Below are 18,480 nucleotides of genomic sequence, written 5' to 3'. Positions count from 1 at the left end.
ACGGGCGCAGACGCTGCCACACTGGTGTGATGAGCCACCCCTCCCCCATCGAGCAGGCCGGCCTGCGACTGCTGAAGGTGCACGACCTGCTGTACAAGAAGTCCGGCGGCCGCATCGGGCATCGGATCCCGGGCGTCCCGCCGAGCCTGCTCCTGCACACCGTCGGCGCCAAGACCGGCAAGGCGCGCAGCAACACGCTGACCTACGCCCGCGACGGCGAGAACTACCTGATCGTCGCCTCGATGGGCGGGGCGCCGAAATCGCCGGGCTGGTACCACAACCTCAAGGCCAACCCGAGCGTGGAAATCAACGTCGGGACAAAGCGTTTCGCCGTGACGGCACGGCCCGTGCTGCCCGACGATCCGGACTACGCCCGCCTGTGGCGCGTCGTCAACGACAACAACTCGAACCGCTACGACGCCTATCAGAAGCGCACGTCGCGGCCCATCCCGATCGTCGTGCTGACCCCCTAGAAGAGCTCTTTGGCCAGCAGTTCCAGCGTCGTGTCGCGGGCGGGCGCCGTCGCCGGATCGGTGCCGCGCCGTGCCGAGGCGACGGGGTTGACCATCACCTCGTCCACGTCGAACTCCGCGGCCAGCGCCCGCACCTGCTCGGCCGCCTCGGTCGGTGACCCGACCACCGCGCGCTGCAGTCCGTGCTGAACCACTGCCTGGGCCTGCGGGCTGAGCTCCTTGGCTTGGGCGTCCTCGACCAGTTCCAGCGCGGTCAGCGGCTGGCCGGTGCGCAGCTGGGCCATCATGTGCAGGTTCGGCAGCATCAGCGCCATCGCCTCGTCGTGGGTCTCGGCGACGACGGCGTTGACCGTCAGGAATGTCACCGGCTCGGCGGCGACGTCGCTGGGCCGGAACTCGGCACGGTAGGTGGCCAGCGCCTCGGCGGTGCCCTGCCCGGAGAAGTGGTGGGCGAACACGTACGGCAGACCCTTGGCCGCGGCCAGGTGGGCGGAGTACATCGACGAGCCGAGCAGCCACAGCCGTGGCTCGGTGGTCGCCGCGGGGGTGGCCTTGAGGATGTAGTTCTCCCGCATCAGGTTGCGCGGCAACGAGACTCGAACGCCGTGCCGGCTCATCAGCGCCGCGACGTCATCGAGGTAGTCCGGGAAGCGTTCGATGTCGGTGTCGTCACGCCCGGCGGCGCCGCGCAGCGCCATCGAGGTCACCGGATCCGATCCGGGCGCGCGCCCGATCCCGAGGTCGATGCGGCCCGGGTGGGCGGCCTCGAGCAGCGCGAACTGCTCGGCCACCGCCAGCGGGGCGTGGTTGGGCAGCATCACCCCACCGGATCCGAACCGCACCTGCGACGTCTGGGCGGCGAGGTGGGCGATCACCACCGGCGGACTGGTCGCCGCAACCGCGGGCATGTTGTGGTGCTCGGCGATCCAGTAGCGGGTGTAACCCAGCCGGTCGGCGGTCTGCGCGAGGTGCGTGGTCGCCGCAAGCGCATCGGACGTGGTCTGGTCGGTGCGCACGGGAATGAGGTCCAGGACAGAAAGGCGCATGGAAGTGACAACGCATTCGCACGCCCCGGCGTTCCCCGGGCGGGCGGTGATCCTCAGCGCCCGGCGACGGCGCGGTCGGGATAGTCGCCGAGCACCAGCCCGTTGACCACCGGGTAGAAGCGGTCCCACCAGGTGTCGTCGTCGCTGCTGTCCTCGAACGCGAGGGCCTGGTTGTCGGCCACGTAGCCGCGCAACGCCGCCTCGTACCGGGTGAACCCGCGGACGTGGTCGCCGTGGGCGGCGCCGAGTTCTCCGCCGAGAACGTAGGCGCCGATGAGGGCCAGGCTGGACCCCTGCCCCGACAGCGGTGACGCGCAGTGCGCGGCGTCGCCCACCAGCGCGATGCGCCCCGCAGACCACCGGTCCATGACGATCTGCGCGGCCTCGTCGCAGTAGAAGTCGGTGGCGTCGCGCGTGAGGTCGAGCAGCCGGTCGACGAAGGCGCCGGTGCCGGCGAAGCGCCGTTCGATCTCCGCACGCTGTGCCACTCCGTCGCGATAGTCGAGGCGCAGGTGCGTGTCGGTGAAGCCGAACATGACCCGCGCCTCGGTGTCGTCCCGCGCGCTGTAGAGCCCACAGAACAGCTCGGGCTCCCGTTCGACGAACCACGTCTGCCAGTGGTCGAGGCCGAGGATGTTGTCGATCGTGCAGACCGCGAGGAACATCCCCATGCGCCGGAGGAAGTCCTCCTCCGGCCCGAACGCCAGCCGCCGCACGGCCGAGTGCAGACCGTCGGCCCCGACGACGAGGTCGAAGGTCTGCGGCGCGGCGCGCTCGAATTCGACGTGCACGGCCTCACCGGTGTCGTCGAGCGCGGCGACGGTGTCGCCGAACACGAAGTCGACGTCGGGCACCGCGGCGTGCAGCACGTCGACCAGGTCGTCGCGCAGGATCTCGATGTCCGGACTGCCGATCAGCCCGCCGGTCGCCGTCTTCTCGGTGTCGCGGGAGATCTCCGCGCCCGCGGCGTCCACCGCCGACATGCCGCGGAACGCGATGGCCCGGGCGCGGACCGCGTCGAGCAGGCCCATCCGGTCGAGGACCGTCAACGCAGGCCCGCGTACGTCGATGGCCTGCCCGCCCGGCCGCAGGCCCGGATGCCGCTCGACGACGGTGACCGAATGCCCCTGCCGGCGCAGCCAATACGCGGTCGCCGTCCCGGCGACGGAGGCGCCGGACACCAGCACAGTGGCCATCAGATCCCTGCCCTCTCCTTCGCGGCGGTGAAAACGTCGTCCATCATCGCCGGAGTGAGCTTGCCGGTAAACGTATTTTGCTGGCTGGGGTGGTAGCAGCCGACCAGCGTCACGTCCCCGAGGTCCGCCGCGGCGAGGTGGCCGAACGTCGGCGCAGGTACCGGCACGGCAACACCGCCACGGCGCAGCATCTGCAGCGCCGCCTTCCACGCAAAGCCGCCCAGCGCGACGACCACCTTCACCTCGTCCCGGATCAGCCGCCACTCCGTGTCCAGCCACGGTGCGCACGTCGCCCGCTCCGCCGGGGTGGGCGCATTGGCCGGCGGGGCGCACCTGACCGCGGCCGCCATCCGAACGTCGTTGAGCTCCAACCCGTCTGCGGCGTCGACGCACAGCGTCTGGTTGGCCAGACCCGCCCGGTGCAGTGCGGCGAACAGGAAGTCGCCGGAGCGGTCCCCGGTGAAGATCCGGCCAGTGCGGTTGGCACCGTGGGCGGCCGGGGCGAGGCCGACCACCATGATGCGGGGGTGGGCGTCACCCCAACCGGGTGCGGGTCTGCCCCAGTACGGCTGATCGGCGAACGACTTGCGTTTGACCGCGGCAGCCTCCTCGCGCCACTCCACCAGCCGCGGGCACGCCCGGCACACCGACACCAGCGCGTCGAGTTCGCCGAGCGATTGCACCGCCGACGCCAGCGACTCCACCGCGGCCGCCGATTCCGTCACCACCGTCGCGGCGGTCGCCGGATCACCCGGCCATCCGGTGCCCGGCGGCACGGGTGACGGATACCGGACGCCGGTGCGCGGGTGGGGCAACTGCACGCCTCCACTGTGCCCGGCCTGGGGGAAATTCCGTCGATGAACCGCCGCGTGCGCTGCTACATTCGGCCGCGATAGCCCATGACCACCTCCACGCGCGGCCCGCTGTTCCTCATCTTGTTCTCGGCGTTGACCGCGGGAGCGGGTAACGGTATCTCGCTGGTCGCCTTCCCCTGGTTGGTGTTGCAGCGCAACGGGTCAGCGGTCGACGCATCGATCGTCGCGATGGCCGGCACGCTGCCGCTGCTGGTCGCGACGCTGATTGCCGGCGCCGCCGTCGACTATCTGGGCCGGCGGCGGGTGTCGATGCTCTCCGACGCCCTGTCCGCGATGTCCGTGGCGGCGGTGCCGATCATCGCGCTCACCTTCGGTGTGGACGCGGTCAACGTGGCGGTGCTCGCCGCGCTCGCCGCGCTGGGCGCGTTCTTCGATCCGGCCGGGATGACCGCGCGCGAGACCATGCTGCCCGAGGCCGCCCACCGGGCCGGCTGGACCCTCGACCACGCCAACAGCGTCTACGAGGCGGTGTTCAACCTCGCCTACATCGTCGGCCCGGGTATCGGCGGCCTGCTGATCGCGACGATGGGCGGCGTGGACACGATGTGGGTGACCGCGGGCGCGTTCGTGCTGTCCATCGCTGCGATCGCGCCGCTGCGGCTGGAAGGGGCCGGCCGGCCCGACCGCGACCAGCTGCCGGAGCGGGTGTGGGCGGGCATCGTCGAGGGCCTCGGATTCGTCTGGCGCACACCCGTATTGCGCACGCTGGCCGTCGTCGACCTGATCGCCACCGGGCTGTACATGCCGATGGAGAGCGTGCTGTTCCCGAAGTACTTCACCGACCGCGACCAACCGGCACAGCTGGGCTGGGTGCTGATGGCGCTGTCGATCGGCGGGCTGGTCGGTGCGCTGGGCTACGCGGTGCTGTCGCGGTACGCCAACCGCCGCACGGTGATGCTCACCGCGGTGATCACCCTCGGTGTCGCGATGACGGTGATCGCGTTCCTGCCGCCGCTGCCGGTGATCCTGGTGCTGTCGGCGATCGTCGGGCTGGTCTACGGGCCGATCGCGCCGATCTACAACTACGTCATGCAGACGCGGGCGCCCGCGCACCTGCGCGGCCGGGTGGTCGGGGTGATGGGATCGCTGGCCTACGCGGCCGGTCCGCTCGGTCTGGTGGTGGCCGGCCCGCTGGCCGACCGCGCCGGCCTGTCGGTGACCTTCCTCGCCCTCTCGCTGCCGATGCTCGCGCTCGGCCTGGCCGCGATCTTCATGCCCGCGCTGCGCCAACTCGACCCGGAGCCGGCCCCGCTTCGACCCGGACCCGAGGCGGGCTGAACACCGCCGCCAGCTGCCGCAGGGCCTCGGGCGCCCCGGCGACGTGCAGCCGGCCCGCGGCGACCAGATCGTCGACCCGCCGCGGATCGGTCGCGGCGGCCAGCACGTCCACCTCACCGGTCATCACGACGTCCGGCGCGATGGCCGCGTCACCGTCGCCCACCGTCTCCACCCGTCCGGCGCCGATCCGCACGGTCGCACCGCCCTGGGGCGTCGCGAGCCGTAGCACCAGATCGGGCCCGGTCCGGTCCTCCCGCACGTAGGCGCGCACGGCGCGGGCCAACCACTCCGGGCGCACCACATCGGTCGGTGTGCGGGTGGTGAGCAGATGCCTGCCCCACCGGGCGAAGGCGTCGACGACCTCTTCGAGCGCGCGACCGTCGGCGGTCAGGTCGTAGACGTTGGCCGACGCCGGCCGCGGCAGCTCCCGTTTGACCACAAGACCGTTGCGCTCGAGATCGCGCAACCGCCCGGCGAGCATGTCGGTGGCGATCGGCGCGAGCCCGCTCAACAGGTCGCCGTAGCGGCGCGGCCGGTCGAGCAACTCGCGCACGATCAGCAGCGTCCACCGGTCACCGACCAGGTCGAGGCTCTTGGCCAGCGGGCAGTGCTGACCGTAGGAGCGGGGCATGCGTCGAACGTAGTGCGATCGGCGGCGCTCCAAGCGGTTACTCGGGGAATGCACCGACCTACCATGGCGCTGTGAGCCCCGCGCTGAGCGAACTGATCGCCGAACTGCCCGACGGTGTCGTCGTCACCGATCCCGACATCGTGGCCTCCTACCGGCAGGACCGGGCCGCCGATCCGCATGCGGGCACCGCGCTGGCCGTGGTGCGCCCCACCCGCACCGAGGAGGTGCAGGCGGTGCTGCGCTGGGCGTCGGCGCATCAGGTCGCGGTGGTCCCCCGCGGCATGGGCACCGGCCTGTCCGGCGGGGCGACCGCACTCGACGGCGCGATCGTGCTGTCGACGGAGAAGATGCGCGACATCACCGTCGACCCGGTCACCCGCACCGCGGTGTGCCAGCCCGGCCTGCTCAACGCCGAGGTGAAGAAGACCGTCGCCGAGTACGGGCTGTGGTATCCGCCCGACCCGTCGTCGTACGAGATCTGCAGCATCGGCGGCAACATCGCCACCAACGCCGGTGGGCTGTGCTGTGTGAAGTACGGCGTCACCACCGATTACGTGCTGGGCCTGCAGGTGGTGCTGGCCGACGGCACCGCGGTGCGCCTCGGCGGTCCGCGGCTCAAGGACGTCGCCGGCCTGTCGCTGACCAAGCTGTTCGTGGGCAGCGAAGGCACGCTCGGCGTGATCACGGAGGTCACGCTGCGGCTGCTGCCCCCGCAGCCGTCACCGTGCACGGTGGTCGCGACGTTCGATTCGGTGGAGGCGGCGGCGGGCGCCGTCGTCACGATCACCGGCCGCATCCGGCCGTCGATGCTCGAGTTCATGGACGCCGTCGCGATCAACGCCGTCGAGGACAAACTGCGGATGGGGCTGGACCGCAACGCCGCGGCGATGATGGTCGCCGCCTCCGACGACCGCGGCGCCGCCGGCGGGGAGGACGCCGCGTTCATGGCGCAGGTCTTCACCGAAGCCGGTGCGACAGAGGTCTTCTCGACCTCGGACCCCGACGAGGGTGAGGCGTTCGTGGCGGCCCGTCGGTTCGCGATCCCCGCGGTCGAGCTGAAGGGGTCACTACTGCTCGAAGACGTCGGTGTGCCGGTGCCCAGGCTCGCGGACCTGTGCGCGGGCATCGACAAGATCGCCGCCGACCGCGATGTGCTGATCTCGGTGATCGCCCACGCCGGGGACGGCAATACCCATCCGCTCATCGTGTTCGACCCCGCCGACCCGGCGATGGCCGAACGCGCGCAGATCGCGTTCGGCGAGATCATGGACCTCGCCGTCGGGCTGGGCGGAACGATCACCGGCGAGCACGGTGTCGGACGGCTGAAGCGGCCGTGGCTGGCCGGACAGATCGGTCCGGACGCGATGGAACTCAACCGCCGCATCAAACACGCACTGGACCCGGGCGCGATCCTGAACCCGGGCGCGGCGTTCTAGCCGGCGATTTGTGCACGCTTTCGCGCGGTGGGCGCGCGTTTTCGTGCACAAACCACACGCAGGCGTGGTAGTCATGAGACATGACGGCGAATGTGTCTCATCGAGCCCGGTTCGAACTGGCGACGGCCGAGACGTGGCGGGAGCCCTGGTCGATGTACGCGGCACTGCGCGACTCCGATCCCGTGCACCACGTCGTCCCGCCCGATACGCCCGACCTCGACTACTACGTCCTGTCCCGGCACGCCGACGTCTGGCGCGCGGCACGTGACCACGAGACGTTCTCGTCCGCCCACGGCCTGACCGTCAACTACGGCGAACTGGAGCTGATCGGCCTTGCCGACAACCCGCCGTTCGTGATGCAGGACCCGCCGGTGCACACCGAGTTCCGCAAGCTGGTGTCCCGCGGGTTCACGCCCCGTCAGGTGGAGGCCGTCGAACCGGCGGTGCGGGCGTTCGTCGTCGAGCGCATCGAAACGCTGCGCGCCAACGGCGGCGGCGACATCGTGCGGGAACTGTTCAAACCGCTGCCGTCGATGGTCGTCGCGCACTACCTGGGCGTGCCGGAGGCCGACCGCGCGCAGTTCGACGGGTGGACCGAGGCGATCGTGGCGGCCAACACCGAATCCGGCGGCGTGGCCGCGGCAGGCGACGCGATCGGCGCGATGGCGGGGTACTTCGCCGAGCTGATCGAACGGCGCCGTCGCGAACCCGCCGACGACACGATCAGCCACCTCGTGGCCGCCGGCGTGGATGTGCTGCCGGTACTGGCGTTCACGTTCACGATGGTCACCGGGGGTAACGACACCACCACCGGAATGCTCGGCGGCACAGTGCAACTGCTGCATCAGCGCCCCGACCAGCGGCGGCTGCTCGTGGCGGAGCCCGCACTCATCGGCGACGCCGTCGACGAATTCCTGCGGCTCACCTCACCGGTGCAGGGGCTGGCCCGCACCGCGACCCGCGACGTGACCATCGGTGACACCACGATCCCCGCCGGCCGCAAGGTGCTGCTGCTCTACGGGTCGGCCAACCGCGACGAGCGCGAATTCGGCTCGGACGCAGGCGAACTCGACGTGACCCGCCGACCGCGCAACATCCTGACGTTCAGCCACGGCGCGCACTTCTGCCTGGGCGCGGCCGCGGCCCGCATGCAATCCCGCGTCGCGCTCACCGAGCTGCTCGCCCGCTGCCCGGACTTCACCGTCGACGAAGACCGGATCGTCTGGGCCGGGGGCAGTTACGTGCGGCGGCCGCTGTCGGTTCCGTTCGCGCTGTGACGGCCGCCGACCGCATCCTCGACGCGGCCGAGCGGCTGTTCGCCGAACGCGACGCCGCGAGCGTCGGCATGAACGACATCGCCAAGGCGGCCGGTTGTTCGCGCGCCACGCTCTACCGGCACTTCGACAGCCGCGACACCCTGCACACCGCCTACGTCCACCGCGAGGCCCAGCGGCTGTACCGCGTCCTCGCCGAACAGGTCGGCGGGATGGCGGACCCCACCCAGCGGCTCATCGAGGGCACCGTCACCGCGTTGCGCAGCGTGCGCGAGAACCCCGCGCTGTCATCGTGGTTCGCCCCGACGGCGCGGCCGATCGGCGGTGAGTGGGCCGCGCGGTCCGAGGTCGTCAAGGCGATGGTCGAGACGTTCGTGCGGTCCCTGGGCGACACGGACGACGTCGACGGAGACGATGTCGAACGACGGGCCCGCTGGCTGGTCCGGGTACTGACGTCGCTGCTGCTGTTCCCGGGCCGCGACGACGACGACGAACGCGCGATGCTCGCGGAGTTCGTCGCGCCCGTGGTGCTCGGCGAGTCGGCGGTCAGACCTGCCAGTACGCCTGGGCCTTGATGGACTTCTTCGGGATCTTGTAGTCCTCGCGTAGCACCTTGGCCACCGCACGGGTGGTGCGGTTGTCGCACGCCACCCAGCCGAAGTGGTCGGCCGCGTCGAAGGCCGCCGCGGCGACCGTCTCGATCAGCGCCTCACCGGCGTTCTTGCGGTCCACCCAGGTGACGTCCGAACTGCGGACCACCGGCAGTTGCTTGTCCTCCTCGTGACCGGCCTCGAGGAACACCCTCGCCGGGGCGTCCCCGACGGCGGTCAGCAGCGAGTTGATCGCGGGCAGCGATGCGGTGTCGCCGACGATGACGTAACCGGCCGGGCGCGGCTCGGGCAGTGCGAAGTTGCTGCCCAGCACGGTGATGTCGAGGGTGTCGCCGGGCTGCGCGTCGCGCGCCCACTGCGAGGCCACGCCGTCGTGCAGCGCGAACTCGATGTCCACGGTGTCACCGGCCGGATCCGGGTTGACCAGGGTGTAACCGCGCTGGTGTTGTTTGTCGCCGTCGGCGAACCACACCCGCAGCCACTGCGTCGGGTGCGGCGGGTTCTCGGCGAGCATGCCGCCCGCGGTGAAGTTCAGCCGCAGATAGTGCGGTCCCACCTCGTGCTTACCGGTGACCGTGAACGTGTAGTCGCCGGCGCGCATGAGCTTGAGCACTGCGCCGCTGAATCCGCGCGACGGTTTCTTGTCGGACATGACATCCACCCTTCGTCTCGACAACTTAGGGCAGCTTAACCTAATGCAGCGGCAGGGACGCCGGTCCGTCGGTCAGCGCGGGGCGACCCGGGTGAACCGGTGCAGCACCCACGCCAGCGGGATCGTCACCACCATCGTGCCGACGAACAGCCACACGACGGACCCCGTGTAGATCGGGTACCGCAGGATCTCCACCATCACCACCTCCATCGTGATCAGGTGGATCAGGAAGATCTCGTAGGAGATCTCACCGAGGAAGACGATCGGCCGGCTCGCCAGCAGCCGCGCGTACAGGCCGCGGTTGCCGAGCGCCAGCGGCGCCACCGTCAGCGTCGCGATCACCGCGTAGAACGCGGTCTTCGCCAGCGCCTCGCGCAGTTCGGCCGGCGAGGTCGTGGGTTCCCCGGCGATCGGCGTGGAGGCGATGAGGTAGCAGACGACCGCCAGCGGGATGGCCGCCAGCGCGTACACCCGCACCCCCATCGGCTGCAGCACCGCCAGCAGCATGCCGCCGACGAACCACGCCAGATAGGTCGGCAGCCAGAGCCGGGCGCCGTCGGGCAGCCAGTCGGCGCTGTGCACCAGCCACAGCCACAGCGGTGAGACGGCCGCGCACGCCGCCAGGCCGGCCAACAGCAGACCGGGCCGCCACGCGCGTCGGCACAGCACCACCAGCAGCACGTAGGCCAGCGCGGGCAGCACGACGTAGAACGCCGCCTCGACGGCCAGGCTCCACATCTGCGTCAGTCCCTGGTGCAGGAACGAATACAGGTAGTCGTCGGTGTAGATCTGCGTCAGGGTCAGGTTGCGGAACAGGCCCTCCCAGGTGTGCCCGGGATTCGGCCCCGCCGTGCGGAAGTGGTAGACGAGGTAGGCCGCGACCACGGTGACGGCGTACGCCGGCATGATGCGGCGGACGCGATGCCAGGCGTAGCGGCGCACCGACGGCGGCGGACCACCGCGCGCGGCCGCCTGCACCCAGGGCCGGAACAGCAGGAAACCCGAGAGCACGAAGAAGATCGGCACCCCGATCTCCATGCGCGAATAGACCAGCCCCGCGAAGCCCTGCGAATACTTGCCGGTGGTGTAGGCGGCGTGCGTCAACACCACCAGCAGCGCCGCGACGGCACGCACCCCGGTCAGCGATGACACGCGCTCCGCGGCCGAGACGGACTCGAGCCCGCCCTGGGCCGGGCCGGCCGAGACGGGCTCGTGCACGCCCCGGGGAGCGGTCATTTGCGCTTGCGGCGCGCCTTGGGCCCGCGATCGGGTTCGAGGTTGATCAGCATGCCCTGAATCCGTGTGCGTTCCAGCTTCTTGAGGGTGTCCTTCGACAGGTTGGCCGGCAGTTCGACCAGCGAGTACTCCGGCTTGATCGAGATGTGGCCGAAATCGCTGCGGTTGAGGCCGCCCTCGTTGGCGATCGCCCCCACGATCGCGCCGGGCATCACCTTGTGCCGCTTGCCGACGGCGATGCGGTAGGTGGCGAGGTCCTCCCTCGTCCGGTCGCGCGGCTTGCGTGGGCCGGTGTCCTCCCGGGCGGGACGCTCGCGCCGCTTCTCCGGCGGCGGCTCGGTCATGAGGAACGCCTCGCCGTTGCGGGACTGCACGGCCAGCGCCGCGGCGATGTCGGCCACCGGCACGTTGTTGTCGCGTTCGTAGTCCTCGATGAGGCGGCGGAACAGGTCGGTGCCCGGCGCGTTGAGCGCCTCGCTGATCGAGTCGCGGAACTTCTCCACCCGCTGGGCGTTGACGTCGTCGACCGACGGCAGCTGGATCTCGACGAGCTTCTGCCGGGTGACCCGTTCGATCGCGTTCAGCAGATGCCGTTCGCGCGGGGTGACGAAGAGCAGCGCGGTGCCCGACCGCCCGGCGCGGCCGGTGCGCCCGATGCGGTGCACGTAGGACTCGGGGTCGTGCGGGATGTCGAAGTTCACCACGTGGGAGATCCGCTCCACGTCCAGACCGCGGGCGGCGACGTCGGTGGCGACCAGGATGTCGATCGAGCCGTCCTTGAGCTGCGCGATGGTGCGTTCCCGCACGGCCTGCGGGATGTCGCCGTTGATGGCCGCTGCCGCGAATCCGCGTGCCCGCAGCTTCTCGGCGACCTCCTCGGTGGCCTGCTTGGTGCGGACGAACACGATCATCCCGTCGCCCTGCTCGACCTCGAGCAGCCGGGTCAGCGCGTCCATCTTGCGGGGGTACGACACCTGCAGGTAGCGCTGCGTGATGTTCTCGGCTGTCTGCGTCTTCGCCTTGACCGTCACCTCGACCGGATCGTGCAGGTACTTGGCGGTGATCTTCTTGATGGCCGGCGGCATCGTCGCGGAGAACAGCGCAACCTGCTTGTACTCGGGCGTATCGGCGAGGATGCGCTCGACATCCTCGGCGAAGCCCATCTGCAGCATCTCGTCGGCCTCGTCGAGCACCATGTAGTCCAGGTGCGAGAGGTCGAGGCTGCCCTTGTCCAGATGGTCGATCACCCGGCCCGGCGTACCGACCACGACCTGCGCGCCCCGCTTCAGACCGGCCAGCTGCGGACCGTACGACGAGCCGCCGTAAACCGGCAGGACGTTGACGTTCAGGTGGGCGCCGTAGCGGCCGAACGCCTCGGCGACCTGCAGCGCGAGCTCGCGCGTCGGGGCCAGGACCAGCGCCTGCGTGTTCCGGCTGCTGGTGTCGATCTTCGACAGGATGGGAATCGCGAACGCCGCGGTCTTGCCCGTGCCCGTCTGCGCGAGGCCGACGACATCCGACCCGGCGAGGATCGCCGGAATGGTCGCCGCCTGGATGGCCGACGGCGTCTCGTACCCGACGTCGGTCACCGCCTGCAACACCGAAGGGTGAATCTGCAGGTCAGCGAAGGTGGTTTCGGTGCCGGTGGAGTCCGGTTCAGACGACGTCATAACGTGCCCAGTCTAATGCGCCACCGCGCGACTTCCGCCCAGCGCGCCTGTTCGAACCTCGCGGGCGATCCCGGTACGGTGCGCTGTTGTGAAACGGGTGGTCTCGATCGCGGTCGGTATCGCCGTGAGTACCGCCGCACTGTCGACCCTCGTCGGCTGCGGCTCCGGCGATTCGACGGTGTCGAAAACCCCCGAGGCGGCGGCGCCTCCGCCCGCCGTCACCACCCCCAGCATCGCCCCGACCGTCGGTCCCCCGCCGCCGGCGCCGGGCCCCGCCGATCCCTGCGCGGTCAACCTCGCCGCCCCCGAGATCGCCAAGGCCGTCTCCGAACTACCCCGCGATCCGCGCAGCAACCAGGCGTGGAGCCCCGAACCCGTGGCCGGCAACTACAACGAGTGCGCGCAACTGTCGGCGGTGATCGTGCGCGCCAACACCAACGCCGAGAACCCCAATACCCGCGCGGTGATGTTCCACCTCGGCAAGTTCATCCCCACCGGGGTGCCCGACACCTACGGCTTCAACGGCCTCGACCCGGCGGGCACCACCGGCGACACCGTCGCCCTGCGCTACTCCGGCGAGGTCGACGGGCTGGCCAGCATCGTGCGGTTCCGCTGGAACGGCAACGGCGTCGAGCTGATCGGCAACACCGGCTAGCTGTCGGACCGCTGCCCTACAGTGGCTGTCGTGTTCGTCGAATCCGTTGGGGCGCACGATCACGTCATCTACAGCGCATCCGATCTCGCCGCGGCGGCCCGCTGCGAGTACGCGCTGCTGCGCTCCTTCGACGCCCGGCTGGGGTGGGGTCCGCCGGTCGTCGTCGAGGACGACCTGCTGGCCCGTACCGCCGTCCTCGGTGACGAGCACGAACAGCGCCACCTCGACGAGCTGAGGGCCGACGCGGACCACAACGTCACCGTCATCGGCCGACCGCCGTACACCGTGGCCGGGCTGACCGCCGCCGCCGAGGCCACCACCCGCGCCGTCGCCCGCCGCGCGCCGGTGATCTACCAGGCGGCGATGTTCGACGGCCGCTTCGCCGGGTTCGCCGACTTCCTGGTGTTGACCGGTGACCGCTACCTGCTGCGCGACACCAAGCTGGCGCGTTCGGTGAAGGTCGAGGCGCTGCTGCAGCTCGCCGCCTACGCCGACGCGCTGACCGCGGCCGGGGTGCCGGTCGCCGACGAGGTGGAACTGGTGCTGGGCGACGGCGCCAACGCCCGCTACCCGCTCGCCGAACTGCTTCCGGTGTACCGGCCGCGGCGCGCGGCGCTGCAACGGCTGCTCGACGGGCATCTCGCCGGCGGGGTCCCGGTGCGCTGGGAGGACGAGGACGTCCGCGCGTGCTTCCGCTGCCCGGAGTGCAGCATCGAGGTGCGGGCCCAGGACGACCTGCTGCTGGTCGCCGGGATGCGGGTCAGCCAGCGGGCCCGCTTCCTCGACGCGGGGATCACCACCGTTGCCGAACTCGCCGAACACGACGGTCCCGTGCCGGAACTGCCCACGCGCACGGTCGACGCGCTGAGCGCGCAGGCCCGGCTGCAGATCGCGCCGCGCGTCGACGGCAAGCCGCCGTACGAGGTCGCCGACCCGCAGCCGCTGATGCTGCTGCCGGAACCCGACAAGGGTGACCTGTTCTTCGACTTCGAGGGCGACCCGCTGTGGACCGACGACGGCCACGAGTGGGGTCTGGAGTACCTGTTCGGCGTGCTGGACACCGCCGACGCCTTCCACCCGCTGTGGGCGCACGACCGGTCGCAGGAACGCCGGGCGCTCGAAGACTTCCTCGAGATGGTGCGAAAACGGCGCAAGCGCCACCCCAACATGCACATCTACCACTACGCCGCCTACGAGAAGACCGCGCTGCTGCGACTCGCGGGGCGTTACGGAGTGGGCGAGGAGGCGGTCGACGACCTGCTGCGCAGTGGCGTGCTGGTCGATCTGTATCCGTTGGTGCGCAAGAGTTTTCGCGTCGGCACCGCGAACTACAGCCTCAAATCGCTCGAACCGCTGTACATGGGTGGGCAGCTCCGCACCGGTGACGTCACCACGGCCGCCGCGTCCATCACCCAGTACGCGGAGCACTGCGAGCTGCGGGCCGCCGGCCGTGACGAAGAGGCGGCCGGTGTGCTCAAGGAGATCGAGGACTACAACCGGTACGACTGCACGTCGACGCGCAAACTGCGCGACTGGCTGGTGTGCCGGGCCATCGACTGCGAGGTGCCGCCGCGCGGACCGCAGCCGGTGAACCGCGACGGCGTCACCGCCGAACCCGTCGACGCCTTGGACCGCGCGCTGTGCCGCTACGCCGGGGACGAACTCGAGGGCCGTACACCCGAGCAGTCGGCGGTCGCGATGATCGCCGCCGCCCGTGGCTACCACCGCCGCGAGGACAAGCCGTTCTGGTGGTCGCACTTCGACCGGCTCAACAACCCCGTCGACGAATGGGCCGACAGCACCGACGTGTTCCTCGTCGACGACGGCGGTGCGCGCGTCGAGACGGACTGGCACACGCCGCCGCGGGCGCGCAAACCCCAGCGGCGGGTCCGGTTGACCGGCGCGATGGCCGCCGGGGTGCTGGGCCGGGAGATGTACGCGCTCTACGCGCCGCCCGCTCCGGCCGGTCTCAGCGACGATCCGGACCGCCGCGCTGCGGGCAGCGCCACGGTCGTCGAATGCGACGCTCTCGACGCCCCGACCGCGGTGGTCATCGTCGAGCGGACACCCCGCGACGGCGAGGAGTTCGACCAGCTGCCCTTCGCACTGACGCCGGGGCCGCCGATCCGCACGACCGCGCTGCGCGAGTCGATCGAGGCCACGGCCGCCGAGGTCGTCGAGAGTCTGCCGCGGCTGCCCGCCACGGCGGTCACCGACATCCTGTTGCGCCGCCCGCCGCGGACCCGCAGCGGCGCACCGCTGCCCGCCGGGCCGGACACGCCGGAGGTGGTCACGGCCGCGCTGCTCGATCTGGACTCGTCGTATCTGGCGGTGCACGGCCCGCCGGGGACGGGCAAGACGTTCACCGCGGCGGCGATCATCGCGACACTGGTCAACACCCACCGCTGGCGGATCGGTGTGGTGGCGCAGTCGCATGCGGTGGTGGAGAACCTGTTCCGCGGGATCATCGGCGCGGGTGTGGACGCGGCGCGGGTGGCGAAGAAGAAGCACGGCGACGACGCGTGCTGGACCGTGCTCGACGAGGCGGCCTTTCCCGGGTTCGTCGCCGACCACGACGGCTGTGTGATCGGTGGCACCGCATGGGATTTCGCGAACGGCAACCGGATTCCGCGGGGCTGCCTCGACCTGCTGGTGATCGAGGAGGCCGGACAGTTCTGCCTGGCCAACACGATCGCCGTCGCGCCGGCCGCCGCGAACCTCCTGCTGCTCGGCGACCCGCAACAGCTGCCGCAGGTCAGCCAGGGCACGCATCCGGAACCGGTCGACACCTCCGCGCTCGGGTGGCTGGTCGACGGTGCGCACACCCTGCCCGCCGAGCGCGGGTACTTCCTGGACGTGTCCTACCGGATGCACCCCGCGGTGTGCGCTGCGGTGTCGCGGCTGTCCTACGACGGGCGGCTGCAATCGTTCGACGGCGTGACCGCGGCCCGCACCCTCGAGGGGTGGGCGCCCGGGGTGCAGGAACTGACCATCCCGCACGACGGCAACGCGACGGAGAGCCCGGAGGAGGCCGGCGCGATCGTCGAGCGGATCCGTCTGATGCTGGGTGCGGCGTGGACCGACGAGGACGGCACCCGACCGCTCACCGAAGAGGACTTGATGGTCGTGACGCCGTACAACGCGCAGGTGGTGCTGCTGCGCCACCGGCTCGACGGGGCGGGGCTGACCGGTGTGCGGGTGGGCACCGTCGACAAGTTCCAGGGCCAGCAGGCGCCGGTGGTGTTCATCTCGATGGTGGCGTCGTCCATCGACGACGTCCCGCGCGGAATCTCGTTCCTGCTCAACCGAAACCGTTTGAACGTGGCGATCAGCCGGGCCAAGTACGCAGCCGTGATCGTGCGGTCCGACGCGCTGACCGAGTATCTGCCCTCGACACCGAAGGGGCTCGTTGAGCTCGGCGCGTTCCTGTCACTGACCACGTAGGGGGACGCTCAACCTCTCCGAGCGCGCTAGTCCCGCTGCGAGTGGCGGCCCGACGGTGGGCTGTCCCTGCGCAGCCAGTCCGGGACGTCGTCGCCGTCCTCGCGGTAACGGCGGCGCCTGCCGTTGGTGGCCGGCGGTGGCGCGACATCCTCCTGCGCCTCGACGTGGAAACCGTTGTGCGCGTGCCCCACCGCCTCGACCGCGGGCCGGGCCGGCGGCACCTCCGGCAGCAGTTCGTCGAGGACCCGACGCCACGGATCATCATCGGGGGCCGGCTGTGGGCGCGTGGCACGCTGCCCGCGGGAGACCAGCGGCTGGGTGACGCTCTCGTCGGCGCCGACGTCCGCGTGCGGCGGCGTCGGGTCGGCGAATTCGAGGTCGTCCCAGCTGACCGCGTACTCGAGGTACTCGTCGTCGTCGAAGTAGTGTCCGTCGTCCTCCGGTGCGGGCCGCACCACCGGCGCAGCCGCAACCGGCGCAGGCCGCTCCCCGAAGCCGCGCAGGAAGATCGCCGCCACCACCCCGATCAGCGCCACGAACGCCGGCAGCAACAACGATTGCGACATCGCCGCGGCGAAGGGCACGTGGAGGAACTCCGGCAGCGCCGACACCGCCCCCTCTCCCTGCGGCGCCTCCCCCCGCGCCTGGGGCATCTCCGCACTGATCCGCGACGTCATGAACGCCGCCATGCTCGCGCTGCCCAGCACCGAACCGACCTGGCGCGTCGCGTTGTAGACGCCCGACCCCGCACCGGCGAGATCGGAGCCCAGGTTGCGCGTCGCCGTCGCCGCCAGCGGGGACCAGATGAACGCCATCCCGATGCCCATGAACAGGAACGGCAGCACCAGCCGCCAGATCGGGGTGTCCGGCGCCATCTCGACCGACAGCCAGGTCAATGCGATCGCCAGTGCAGAGAACCCGAACCCGATGATCGGCCGCGGATGCGCGCGGTCCACGATGCGGCCCACCACCGGCGCCAGCACGCCGGTGGCGATGGCCATCGGCGCGGTCAGCAGCGCGGATTCGGTCGGGCTCAGGCCGCAGACCGCCTGCGCGTAGAACATCGCGGGCACGATCATGCCGGTCACCACGAAACCGATCACCGCCACGCCGAAGCTCGACAGCGAGAAGTCGCGGTCCCCGAAGATCCGCAGCGGGATCAGCGGTTCGTGCGGATTGACCGACTGCCAGTACACGAACCCGGCCAGCACCGCGATGCCGGACACGATCACCGCCCAGATCCACGGCTGCCAGTCGTGCGACTGCCCCTCCTGCAGCCCGAACACGACCGCGAACATGCCGACCGCCGACAGCGCCACACCGAGCAGATCGAACCGGTGCGCGGACGTCGGCAGCGCGGGCACCCGCCAGAACGCCAGCGCCAGACCGATCAGCCCGACCGGCACGTTGACGAAGAAGATCCACTGCCAGCCCAGGTGGTCGACCAGCACACCGCCGGCCAGCGGGCCCACCAGCGTGGCCACCCCGGCCGTGGCACCCCACACGCTCATCGCCACGCCCCGGCGCTGCGGCGGGAAGATCCGGGTGATCGTCGACAGCGTCTGCGGAGTCAGCAGCGCCGCGCCGATGCCCTGCACCACCCGAGCGGCGATCAGCGTGTCGATCGATCCCGACAGCCCACACCACAGTGAGGCCGCGGTGAAGACCGCCAGGCCCAGCAGGTAGATGTTCTTCGGGCCGAACCGGTCACCGAGCCGGCCCGCCACCAGCAGCGGCACCGCGTACGCCAGCAGGTAGGCGCTGGTCACCCAGATCACCGCGTCGTAGTCGGCGCCGAGCTTCTCCATGATCACCGGATTGGCGACGGCCACGATGGTGGCGTCGACCAGGATCATGAAGAAGCCGACCATCATGGCCCACAGCGCATGCCATGGGTTGCCCGGTGGGGATTCAGAGGTGGAGAACATATCGAGTCGACTCGCCTATCGAAAGGATCCAGCCGACGCTACGTACCCGGGCCCGCACCAAACAAGTCACCAGGT

The 18,480-nt window shown here is 70.6% G+C and carries 15 protein-coding genes; 7 read left to right on the top strand and 8 right to left on the bottom strand.

The genetic code is table 11. From position 1 onward, the window contains the following. Positions 1 to 29 precede the first annotated feature (29 nt). Positions 30 to 473, top strand: coding sequence for a nitroreductase family deazaflavin-dependent oxidoreductase (locus G6N30_RS01640; protein WP_134060799.1), 444 nt, complete (start codon positions 30 to 32; stop codon positions 471 to 473). Here G6N30_RS01640 and G6N30_RS01635 read toward each other — a convergent pair. From G6N30_RS01635 to G6N30_RS01625, 3 genes are read right to left on the bottom strand one after another with little or no spacing between them, the layout of a single operon-like run. Further along, entirely contained in the window at positions 470 to 1,519 is a 1,050-nt protein-coding gene (locus G6N30_RS01635; protein ID WP_134060798.1) for an LLM class flavin-dependent oxidoreductase, read from the bottom strand. The two genes, G6N30_RS01640 and G6N30_RS01635, sit on opposite strands and share 4 nt — an antisense overlap. Positions 1,520 to 1,572: 53 nt before the next feature. After that, entirely contained in the window at positions 1,573 to 2,715 is a 1,143-nt protein-coding gene (locus G6N30_RS01630; protein ID WP_134060797.1) for an FAD-dependent monooxygenase, read from the bottom strand. After that, positions 2,715 to 3,536, bottom strand: a complete 822-nt coding sequence (locus G6N30_RS01625; protein WP_134060796.1) for a uracil-DNA glycosylase — start codon at positions 3,534 to 3,536, stop codon at positions 2,715 to 2,717. The genes G6N30_RS01630 and G6N30_RS01625 overlap by 1 nt, the downstream gene beginning before the upstream one ends. A gap of 78 nt (positions 3,537 to 3,614) precedes the next feature. Here G6N30_RS01625 and G6N30_RS01620 point away from each other — a divergent pair, with 78 nt between their 5' ends. Next, on the top strand, positions 3,615 to 4,868 hold the full coding sequence (locus tag G6N30_RS01620) for a multidrug efflux MFS transporter Tap (RefSeq protein ID WP_134060795.1): 1,254 nt from the start codon (positions 3,615 to 3,617) through the stop codon (positions 4,866 to 4,868). Here G6N30_RS01620 and G6N30_RS01615 read toward each other — a convergent pair. After that, on the bottom strand, positions 4,801 to 5,499 hold the full coding sequence (locus G6N30_RS01615) for a winged helix-turn-helix transcriptional regulator (protein WP_134060794.1): 699 nt from the start codon (positions 5,497 to 5,499) through the stop codon (positions 4,801 to 4,803). The two genes, G6N30_RS01620 and G6N30_RS01615, sit on opposite strands and share 68 nt — an antisense overlap. Before the next feature lie 71 nt (positions 5,500 to 5,570). On the opposite strand from G6N30_RS01615, the gene G6N30_RS01610 reads away from it, so the two are divergent. From G6N30_RS01610 to G6N30_RS01600, 3 genes are all read left to right on the top strand, one after another. Then, positions 5,571 to 6,935, top strand: coding sequence for an FAD-binding oxidoreductase (locus G6N30_RS01610; protein ID WP_134060793.1), 1,365 nt, complete (start codon positions 5,571 to 5,573; stop codon positions 6,933 to 6,935). 80 nt (positions 6,936 to 7,015) lie between these two features. Then, positions 7,016 to 8,212, top strand: a complete 1,197-nt coding sequence (locus tag G6N30_RS01605) for a cytochrome P450 (RefSeq protein ID WP_134060792.1) — start codon at positions 7,016 to 7,018, stop codon at positions 8,210 to 8,212. Next, positions 8,209 to 8,784, top strand: coding sequence for a TetR/AcrR family transcriptional regulator (locus tag G6N30_RS01600; RefSeq protein ID WP_134060791.1), 576 nt, complete (start codon positions 8,209 to 8,211; stop codon positions 8,782 to 8,784). Before G6N30_RS01605 ends, G6N30_RS01600 begins: the two co-directional genes overlap by 4 nt. On the opposite strand, the gene G6N30_RS01595 is transcribed toward G6N30_RS01600, so the two are convergent. The 3 genes from G6N30_RS01595 to G6N30_RS01585 all read right to left on the bottom strand — a co-directional run bounded on the left by G6N30_RS01595 (position 8,756) and on the right by G6N30_RS01585 (position 12,378). Beyond that, positions 8,756 to 9,472 carry a siderophore-interacting protein gene (locus G6N30_RS01595; protein WP_134060790.1) on the bottom strand — a complete coding sequence of 239 codons (717 nt, stop codon included), beginning with the start codon at positions 9,470 to 9,472 and terminating at the stop codon, positions 8,756 to 8,758. The genes G6N30_RS01600 and G6N30_RS01595 overlap by 29 nt on opposite strands. Positions 9,473 to 9,544: 72 nt before the next feature. Beyond that, complete coding sequence (locus G6N30_RS01590) at positions 9,545 to 10,708, bottom strand: acyltransferase family protein (RefSeq protein ID WP_134060789.1); 1,164 nt, start codon at positions 10,706 to 10,708, stop codon at positions 9,545 to 9,547. Continuing rightward, positions 10,705 to 12,378, bottom strand: coding sequence for a DEAD/DEAH box helicase (locus tag G6N30_RS01585; RefSeq protein ID WP_134060788.1), 1,674 nt, complete (start codon positions 12,376 to 12,378; stop codon positions 10,705 to 10,707). The genes G6N30_RS01590 and G6N30_RS01585 overlap by 4 nt, the downstream gene beginning before the upstream one ends. 118 nt (positions 12,379 to 12,496) lie before the next feature. On the opposite strand from G6N30_RS01585, the gene G6N30_RS01580 reads away from it, so the two are divergent. Both G6N30_RS01580 and G6N30_RS01575 read left to right on the top strand, forming a co-directional pair. Next, positions 12,497 to 13,033, top strand: coding sequence for an LppP/LprE family lipoprotein (locus G6N30_RS01580; protein WP_134060873.1), 537 nt, complete (start codon positions 12,497 to 12,499; stop codon positions 13,031 to 13,033). 30 nt (positions 13,034 to 13,063) lie between these two features. Beyond that, complete coding sequence (locus G6N30_RS01575) at positions 13,064 to 16,477, top strand: TM0106 family RecB-like putative nuclease (protein ID WP_134060787.1); 3,414 nt, start codon at positions 13,064 to 13,066, stop codon at positions 16,475 to 16,477. A gap of 26 nt (positions 16,478 to 16,503) precedes the next feature. Here the strand turns inward: G6N30_RS01575 and G6N30_RS01570 are convergent, their stop codons facing one another. Further along, positions 16,504 to 18,405, bottom strand: coding sequence for an MFS transporter (locus G6N30_RS01570; protein ID WP_134060786.1), 1,902 nt, complete (start codon positions 18,403 to 18,405; stop codon positions 16,504 to 16,506). Positions 18,406 to 18,480 lie beyond the last annotated feature (75 nt).

Source organism: Mycolicibacterium litorale (assembly GCF_010731695.1).
GTDB lineage: Bacteria > Actinomycetota > Actinomycetes > Mycobacteriales > Mycobacteriaceae > Mycobacterium > Mycobacterium litorale.
This window is presented reverse-complemented; position numbering and strand designations above follow the sequence as displayed.